Source organism: Companilactobacillus insicii (genome assembly GCF_003946015.1).
Lineage (GTDB): Bacteria > Bacillota > Bacilli > Lactobacillales > Lactobacillaceae > Companilactobacillus > Companilactobacillus insicii.
In genome coordinates, this window is the sequence record NZ_RHNU01000010.1 from 64,518 (window position 1) to 73,945 (window position 9,428).

The 9,428-nt window shown below is 35.8% G+C and carries 8 protein-coding genes; 4 read left to right on the forward strand and 4 right to left on the reverse strand.

The genetic code is table 11. From position 1 onward, the window contains the following. Positions 1-142: 142 nt before the first annotated feature. Both EKM79_RS04770 and EKM79_RS04775 read right to left on the reverse strand, forming a co-directional pair. Complete coding sequence (locus EKM79_RS04770) at positions 143-919, reverse strand: ABC transporter permease (protein ID WP_125566418.1); 777 nt, start codon at positions 917-919, stop codon at positions 143-145. A 17-nt stretch (positions 920-936) separates the two neighbouring features. Continuing rightward, a complete protein-coding gene (locus tag EKM79_RS04775) occupies positions 937-1,872 on the reverse strand; it encodes an ATP-binding cassette domain-containing protein (RefSeq protein ID WP_125566420.1) in 936 nt (311 codons plus the stop codon). 152 nt (positions 1,873-2,024) lie between these two features. Between EKM79_RS04775 and EKM79_RS04780 the strand changes: the two genes are divergently transcribed. Further along, positions 2,025-2,540, forward strand: coding sequence for a MarR family winged helix-turn-helix transcriptional regulator (locus EKM79_RS04780; RefSeq protein ID WP_125566422.1), 516 nt, complete (start codon positions 2,025-2,027; stop codon positions 2,538-2,540). A 323-nt stretch (positions 2,541-2,863) separates the two neighbouring features. Here EKM79_RS04780 and EKM79_RS04785 read toward each other — a convergent pair whose 3' ends face one another. Continuing rightward, entirely contained in the window at positions 2,864-5,107 is a 2,244-nt protein-coding gene (locus tag EKM79_RS04785) for an ATP-binding cassette domain-containing protein (protein WP_125566424.1), read from the reverse strand. 424 nt (positions 5,108-5,531) lie between these two features. Between EKM79_RS04785 and EKM79_RS04790 the strand changes: the two genes are divergently transcribed. The 3 genes from EKM79_RS04790 (at position 5,532) to EKM79_RS04800 (ending at position 8,629) form a co-directional block, all read left to right on the forward strand. Next, positions 5,532-6,005 (forward strand): nucleoside 2-deoxyribosyltransferase, encoded by a 474-nt coding sequence (locus tag EKM79_RS04790; protein ID WP_125566426.1) that lies wholly within the window; start codon positions 5,532-5,534, stop codon positions 6,003-6,005. A 79-nt stretch (positions 6,006-6,084) separates the two neighbouring features. After that, positions 6,085-7,263, forward strand: coding sequence for an MFS transporter (locus EKM79_RS04795; protein ID WP_246005627.1), 1,179 nt, complete (start codon positions 6,085-6,087; stop codon positions 7,261-7,263). Positions 7,264-7,411: 148 nt separating this feature from the next. Beyond that, positions 7,412-8,629 (forward strand): MFS transporter, encoded by a 1,218-nt coding sequence (locus EKM79_RS04800; RefSeq protein WP_125566428.1) that lies wholly within the window; start codon positions 7,412-7,414, stop codon positions 8,627-8,629. Between the two features lie 62 nt (positions 8,630-8,691). Here EKM79_RS04800 and EKM79_RS04805 read toward each other — a convergent pair whose 3' ends face one another. After that, entirely contained in the window at positions 8,692-9,351 is a 660-nt protein-coding gene (locus EKM79_RS04805; protein WP_281273205.1) for an alpha/beta hydrolase fold domain-containing protein, read from the reverse strand. Between the last annotated feature and the right edge of the window lie 77 nt (positions 9,352-9,428).

Sequence of the window (9,428 nt, forward strand, 5' to 3'; positions counted from 1 at the left end):
AGTTTTGGCATATTTTTATTATTCTTTTAGGAATAGTTGTTTGGCACTAATACAATTTAAAAAGGTTTGCTATAAGGATATAATTACTTCCTTATAGCAAACCTTTTTATACACATTGAATTGTAATTAATGTATAACATTTTTAATTATTACGGTTATAAGCCCAAACTGTTAATGGAGCAAAAACGGCTACAATACCAATTCCAAAAATCAATACTAACACTGCTTCGTGTGTCCAACTACCAGTTGCAAGGATTTGTCTAACCGCTGTAATTACATAAGTGATCGGATTCATATATACGATGAACTTCATAGTTTTAGACAATGTGCTTACAGGAATAAAGGCATTTGATAAGAATGTTAAAGTTAGCATGATCATTAAAGAAAAGCTTTGAACTGAGGATGCACTTTTGGCTAAAAGTCCTAATAAAGCAAAGATCCATGAAATAGCCCAACCAGTAAATATTGCTAGTAATCCACTTACAACTACCCATCCGAATCCAGCAACAGGTCTCCATCCCATAATATAGCCAGCCGTCAAAGAAGTAATGGTTGCAATTACTAATCTTAAAATATCAGCGAAAAGTTGACCTGCCAATGGTGCAATGTGAGCCATAGGTAATGATTTGAATCGATCAAAAACACCAGAGTCTAAATCCTCTCTAATCTGCGAACCCGAACCAGATGCAGCTGACAACATTGTTTGAATCAATATTCCAGGAACAATAGTGGGCAAATAACTCTTAACATTTCCCGAAATAGCACCACCAAATAAATATCCGAACATTAACATAAACATAATCGGTTGGACTATTACATCCATGAATTGATCAGGATTATGAATTGTTTTTAAAAGATTGCGATATGCCATTGTTGCAGTATTCATAACTATATTTCCACGATGTGTTTGTACTTCCATAATTAATATCTTCTTTCCTAATTTTTACCTACTGTTAAATTCATAAATACATCATCCAAAGATGGTTCTTGCACTGTTAAATTACCTATACTTATTTGAGAATGTTGTAATGTCTCCAAAAGTGGTGCTAACTGACTAATACTACTTAAGCTAGTACTCAAGTTTGGACCCGTACAACTTACTGATTGTCCAAGCTGATTTACTATTAATTTTTCAGCTAAAGTTCTTTGAGAAACCTGATCGATAGTAAAATTCAACTTGGTGCCACCGATTTGTTTTTTTAGTTCTTCCGGAGTCCCAATTTTTACTAGTTTTCCATGATCTATCACAGCAATTCTATCCGCTAGCTCATCTGCTTCATCCAAATACTGTGTTGTAAGTACGATTGTAGAGCCCTGTTCAACTAATCTTCTGATTGTATCCCACATTTGAGTTCTTGTTCTTGGATCCAAACCAGTGGTTGGTTCGTCCAAAAAAATCAAAGCTGGTCGAGTGATTAAACTTACTGCTAAATCTAGTCTGCGGCGCATCCCACCAGAAAAATCTTTAAGGGGTTTATCAGCCGAATTAACTAACGAAAATTCTTCCAACAATTCCTGTGTACGCTGCTTTGATGCAGCTCTTGATAAACCATTCAATCTCGAAAATATCATCAAATTTTCCCTAGCAGAAATATCTTCATCAACCGATGCATACTGACCGGTCAAGCCAAACATTGATCTCGCTAGTCTTCCCTCTTTGGCTGCGTCATGACCAAAGATGCTTACATTTCCACTATCTATTTTTAATAATGTAGTAATCATCCGTAATGTAGTAGTTTTACCAGCTCCATTAGGTCCTAGTAATCCAAATACCTCACCTCGTTTAACATTGAAAGATATATTATCAACTACGGTTTTATTTCCAAATTTTTTTGTTAAATGATTAACTTCAATAGCATTAACTGCATTCATTATCTATTACCTCGTTAGCTTTAAATTTAATCAGGTTACCTGATTGATTTTCATTGTAAGGGTCCCTGATTAAAATTGCAAGGATTTTATTCAGGTTACCTGACTATCTTTTTAAAAAACAATCAGTATAATAATATTTGGAGGTTAAAAACATGCCTAATTTGATAAAACAAAAGAACGCCGCTAGCAAACTCATGGAGTTTGGTATAGTACGCCACACAGTAGACAACATGTATCATAGAAATCCCGATCAAGGTGAACGTCGTTTCCAATTCCAAGGACAAGGTAAAATATTAATAGCACTGTCACAGGAAGATGGAATTTCACAAAAGGAATTAGCTACAAAACTTGATCTATCGGCTCAATCTACCGCCGAATTCGTAAATAAACTTGTCAGCAAGGGATTCGTTACAAAAGAGAAATCCACAATTGATCGACGAATGACAATTATCAAACTAACTGAAGCCGGTCGTGAATCAGCAACTAAAGAATCACAAAAGATTCCGGAGTTTTTAAATGTATTAACTGACGAAGAATTAGATCAGTTTACAAATATTTTGACCAAAATAAATTCCAGTATGTACAACGAAATCAACGAAAACAATTCTAATTTATTTAAGAAAACACAAAAGACAATCAAGGAGCATTTTCGTGATTGGTTTATGTAAAATTGTACAAAAAAAAGGACCTAACTTTGTATGTAAAGTTGGGTCCCTTTTCCGTCTCCGGTGAAAAGTGATCTGTCCGCTGTGGGACCGGCTTCAGCCAAGGTCTGAACCCTCACTTTTACCTTCGACTAATTTACTAATATAAAAATCAATATCAGCGTGAGGTTACAAATATTTAATCAGCCGTGAATGTGGCAAAGCCACAGGACGAGCTTTAAGATTTACGAAGTAAAGCTTAAAGTCGAAGCTCGAGACCTTGGCTCGAGCTGGTCCACATGGCAGATGAAATATTTCGTAACCGGAAGCGGCGACCACAAAACAGCCTAAATATACTTCGCAGTAACCGAATCCTCGACATCAACGATCCCAGCAACCGGACCTTCATACATAATCTCGCCACCACGAGATCCTCCATCTGGTCCAATATCAATGATCCAATCGGCACTACGCATAACATCAACATTGTGTTCAATGACTACTACCGTATTACCCTTATTCACCATATCATTGATTATTCTAATGAGATTTTCAGTATCAGAAACATGTAAACCGGTGGTTGGTTCATCTAATATGAAGATATTACCCTTTTTGTTCAATTCTTTAGCAATCTTCAAACGTTGGCTTTCGCCACCAGACAAGGTGTTAAGTGCTTGTCCCATTGAGAGATAATCCAATCCGACATTATGAATATTTTTCAATTTATTACTGATTTTTTTATCATCAAAGAATGAGAATGCTTCTTCAATCGTCATATCCATCACTTCAACGATATTCTTATCCTTGAACTTATATTGCAACACTTCAGGATTGAATCTGCCACCATGACACTTTGGACATTCAATTTCAGAATTATCCATGAATGACATGTTCAGTTCAATCACACCTTTTCCCTTGCACTCAGGACAAGCTCCTTTGGAATTGTAACTGAATAATCCATCATCAACATTGTTAGCCGAAGCAAATAGCTTTCTGATTTCATTCATAATTCCAGTATAAGTCGCCGAATTGGATCGACTATTAGCGTGCAATGGGATTTGGTCAATAACTACGGCGTCAGGATTTTCTTTAGCAAATACTTGTTCCACCAAAGTACTCTTACCTGATCCGGCAACTCCAGTAATGACTGTGAATAGTCCCTTAGGAACATTCAATTGAATATTTTTCAAATTATGAAGTGATGATTTAGAGCTTTGAACAAAGTCATTAGCCTCTCTCGGGGAATCTTTTAATGGTAATTTATGATTCAAATATTTACCTGTTAATGTATCGGATTTCAATAATTCTTCGTATGTACCAGTGAAGTTGATTTCACCACCGTGAATACCTGCACGTGGCCCAACATCGACAATATAGTCAGCAATCTTAATAACATCTGGATCATGTTCAACAACTAGAACCGTATTACCATTATCACGCAGTTTTAATAGTAAATCATTCAATCGATGAACATCTCTAGGATGTAGACCAGTACTAGGTTCATCCAAAATATAAATCAGATCAGTCAAGCTGTTAGACAGATATTTAACAGTTTTGACACGTTGACTCTCACCACCAGACAACGTCGAAGTCTCACGCGTAAGATTAAGATAATCCAAACCAATATTTATCAAATCTTGAATTCGGTCTTTTAAATCAATAATAATAGATTGCATTCTATCATCATTAAATTCATCTAAAACAGTAATTAATTGATCTAATTGCATATTTGTTAAATCAAAAATATTATATCCATTTATTTTTGAATCCAACACATGTTGATTGAATCTAGTCCCATGACACATAGTACATGTCGACATTTCAGCAAACTTCTCAATTTTTTTACGAGCACCGTCGGACATTGTCTTATTCTCTTGAATGTTAGTTCGATAGAATTTTTTGATAATACCTTCATAGTTAGTGTTTAATTCTGTACCCTTATATTCAACCTTGATAGATGTTTCACCGTTAAGTAAATTGTTCATTTCTTCATCTGTAAAGTCCTTAACTAATTTGTCGTTGTCGAACAAACCAGAATTCAAAACAGTTTGTAAATAAAAAGAGTTATTACTGTATCCAGGTAATAATATCGCACCATCATTCAAAGATTTATTATAATCAAGTGCCTCATCCAGTTTAACCACATAACTACGGCCAATCCCCTCACATTGAGGACACATTCCCTCGGGGTCGTTAAAAGAAAAGGCATTACTAGCATTACCATATCTCGGTTGACCAAATCTGGAAAACAGAATTCTGAACAGTGGATTAATATCACTAATAGTCCCCAAAGTTGAACGAGCGTTACCACCCAAAGGCTTCTGATCAATAATAATCGCAGTGGAAAGATTATGAATCTCATCTGCATCAGGACGCTTATACTTTGGTAAATACAAGCGAGTAAAACTGTTATAGGTACCGTTTAACTGTCGGCCAGCTTCTTGTGCAATTGTATCGAAAACAATTGAAGACTTACCAGAACCAGATACTCCTGTGAAAACGGTTAGTTTGTTTTTTGGAATCTTCAAACTAATATTCTTCAAATTATTTTCACGGTCATTCACTATTTCAATAAACTGTTTTTCAGACATTTGGAACCCCCAATATATTTTATTTTTTCCAAAAAGGAAATTAATTATATCACATTATTTAATAAAAAATGGCAAAACAAAAAGGAATGTGTTTCCGCACATTCCTCGTAATCAGAACTAAAAAAATAATTTCCTAATCTTACCCAACTATAGCACGTCACATACCTAAAAGATCAACAGCAAAAATGCTATCAATATCCCCACGATTGCAAGGAAACTTACGTTACGTTTACCATCACGTAAGTTTTTCTTTTTTTTCATGGTATCGTCCTCCGTGCTTACTACTGTTATATCATCTTTTGGAACTAATTGGAAGATTTATTTTCTTCAACGGTAATCAGTAGTATAACGGTAATGTGGAATTTATACTTTGCTATAACGTATAATATATTATATAGATTATTAAGGAGAAACTAAAAGTTTAATGGATAAAAAAAATCGTGTATATTTAGCCGGACCATTCTTCAGTAAGGAACAAATTGGTCGTTTAGATGAAATCGAAAAATTACTTCAAAGTAACTCAACTATTGGTGATATTTTTCGCCCCGGAAGTGATGAGTATCAGGATGCAAAAATGGGGACATTCGAATGGCAAACGGCTGTTTTCAAACATGACATAAATAATATCAATATTTCGGATGTTGTAATTGCTATGCTTGATTATAAAAATGAGAATGGCGAATTCGAACCTGATTCAGGAACTATCTGGGAATGTGGTTACGCATTCGCAAATAATATTCCCGTTATCGGTGTCCGTTTTGAACCAGAACAACCATTGAATTTAATGTTAGCCGGCAGCTTCACAGCTTTCTTTAAGGGTGAAGATCACATTAAACTAATTAAAGACTATAACTTTAATACACTCATGACTCGCTACGAAAACGTTGAAGTATTGTAGAGGATTGAACCATTGATTTGGTTCAATCTTCTTTTTGTTTTACACTGTTATAGTAACTATTTTAGAGGGGGATACTGTTTTGAATTCTTCAACACCTAAGAATATATCAAAAAATTATTTTTTATTCAGTATGATGCTGATAGCAGCAAACCTACGTTTACCTATCACAATCATGCCACCATTATTGAGCAGCATTGAAAAAGATCTCAACATTCCTGGCTCTATGGCCGGTTTGATAACTTCAATTCCATTGATTGCCTTTGCAATATTCTCGCCAATTATCGTAAAAGTGTCAAAGAGTAAGGGTAATGAAATGACCATCTTTCTATTCTTCATTCTATTGATATTTGGAAGTTATTTACGTATTATCCCAGCAGTATGGGCACTATTTTTGGGAACTGCCTTAGTCGGTATCGGTATCGATAGCGGTAATGTTTTACTACCAGCGGTTATTAAGGATCGTTTACCAAATCAAATACCAATGGGTACGGCTCTATACACTTTATCGATGCTATTGATAGCCGCAATTGGTACAGCTCTATCAGGATTCTTGATCACAAAAATGAACTTAAACTCAACACTTTCCATTCTTTCATTAATGGGACTTATTGCTCTAATTTTTTGGACACCAAATATCCTAAATAATCGAACTGACAAACTCCAACAACAAAAAGAAGTTCCAAACTATCACAGTGTTTGGAATCAATCAGTTGGTTGGCTAATCACACTCTACTTTGGACTTCAATCAACCGTTTATTATTCAATCTTAACTTGGTTGCCTAAAGTTTTAAGTACTCATGGCGTTTCTACGGTATTTTCTAGTAACTTACTGACAATTTTACAATTGGCAGGCTTGCCATTGTCATTCATCGTGCCAATATTAGCTCCTAAAAAAGTAGGAATGGGAGTTCTAACTACATTTGTAGCACTCGGATATGTCGTGGCTCCACTAGCATTCTTAGTCAACACTACTTCCGCAGCATACTTAGTCCTACTTACAATATTAGTTGGTATTGCACAAGGGATTGCTTTTAATACAGCTATTTTCTTCTTCACAAATAAAACGACGAATCCTTACCAAACCGCAGAAGTATCAGGTATGGCACAATCTGCAGGATATCTTCTTGCGGCCTTTGGCCCAGTGACATTTGGACTACTAAATAGAAGTTCAAATATACTGATAGTTCTTGCTGTATTGGCAATGTTACTTACTTTTACGGGGATAATAATTAATAAATCAAAACTAATTAAAGAATAAATATTAAAGCTTCAAAATACTGTTACATCAATATTTTGATGGCTTTAATAAAAGTGCTTACCCTTGTTTATATTTTTCCAGCGTGATATTATACGTTCAAGCAAAATAAGGAACGACAGAGAGCGTTCATTTTGGAGGAAAATATACTATGAAAATAGTCGAAAACAATAACTCAAACCATCTAGATAGCTACCAAGCAAAAGTGGTTGCTTCAACAGCCTCAGGATTTGGCTTGGAGAATATGGACGTAATGTTTTTATCATTTGCCCTTTCTTCAATCATTGCCGAATTTGGACTAAGTGGAGCACAAGCTGGATTAATCTCCACAGTCACTAATATTGGTATGTTAATAGGTGGTATTTTTTTTGGAATTTTAGCTGACAAAGTTGGCCGTATCAAAACATTTACTTATACAATTTTTATCTTCGCTATCGCAACCGGCGCAATGTTCTTCGCACACAGTCTGACAGCAGTCTACATTTGCCGTTTCTTCGCCGGAATCGGTGGTGGTGGTGAATATGGAATTGGTATGACAGTTCTTGCCGAAAGCTTCTCTAAGAAAAAACTGGGTCGTGTATCTAGCTGGGTCGGAATGGCTGGGCAAGGTGGTGCCATCATGGCAGCACTACTAGCAGCATTCATTATTCCAACACTTGGTTGGCATGCACTGTTCTTGTTCGGAATCTTACCGGTTATCATTACATTCTTCATCAGACATCACTTAAAAGAAAGTGATACATTCATCAAATCCTCCAAAGAAAAACACGGAAGCATCAAAGAATTATTCGCTACACCAAAAATTGCTCATCAAACAATTGCATTGACAATTATGGCTATCGTTCAAATCGCTGGTTACTTCGGACTTATGAACTGGTTACCAACAATCATGCAAAAGCAACTAAATCTAACGGTGGCAAGTTCCACTTGGATGATTGCCACAATCTTAGGAATGTGTGCTGGTATGCTAACATTCGGATGGATCCTCGATACACTTGGACCTCGAATGGCATTCGGAATCTTCTTAGTTTGTTCAGCAATCGGAGTTTACATTCTAACACTACCAACTAATATGATTTCACTTATCATTGTTGGCGCAATCGTCGGTTACTTCTCTAATGGAATGTTTGCTGGATATGGAGCTGTAGTAAGTCGCCTTTATCCAACAGAGATCAGAGCTACTGCTAATAATGTCATTATGAATACAGGACGTTGTATCGGTGGATTCTCCAGTTTAGCCATCGGATGGATCCTAGATAACTACAATGTAATGACAGTTATGATGTTCATCTCATCCCTTTACATCATCAGTTTAATAGTTATGCTAACAGTAAGTAACTTGAAAGAATCAAACTACAAACAAGCATAAACGCGGAACAAAGAGGGTTCGTCAGAAATAATTCTGCCGAGCCCTCTTTGTTTGTTATTAAATTATTTGATCAATGATGCTATTTTCTTAAGAGCCACTTTTGCTTCAGGAATTGGATAAGCTGGAAAAACGTGATCCATACTAGGATAGGTATACATTGTTAAATCAACATTATCCTCAAAAGCTATTTCGTTTAACTTTTTGGCATCCGCATAAAAAATATCATGCGTACCAATAAACAAATGGATAGGAGGTAATTTGGTCAAGTCACCATATATTGGACTCACCAAAGGATCCTTTACATTCACACCATCAGCGTAAACTTTTCCTTCAAACTTCAAATCATCTTTATGAAGTATTGGATCAACTCCTTGAATCTTATCCATTTCTGGATTACTCATTGAGACATCCAACCAAGGTGAAATTACAATTGCTTTTTCTGGTAATGGGTATTTACGATTGCGCATCATCTGCAGCAGTGATAGTACCATACCACCACCAGCTGAATCTCCCACAAAAATTATATCTTCTGGGGAAACCAATTCCTCATTAACTAAATACAAGTATCTAGCTAATACCATTGCAGTAGCTTCATTAACATTATGAATTGGTGCCTTAGGATAAATTGGCATAACAACTCTAGCATCAGCCATTTTTGAAATTTTATTCATCATTGCATATTGAAAGCTCACTGGTTGAAACCAATAACTTCCACCATGAATGACGAATTGTCAAATCAAATGCAACGATTGACCTAAGAAAACTTCTGCCGGTGACTTCCAGCCTAAGACCTTGCGTG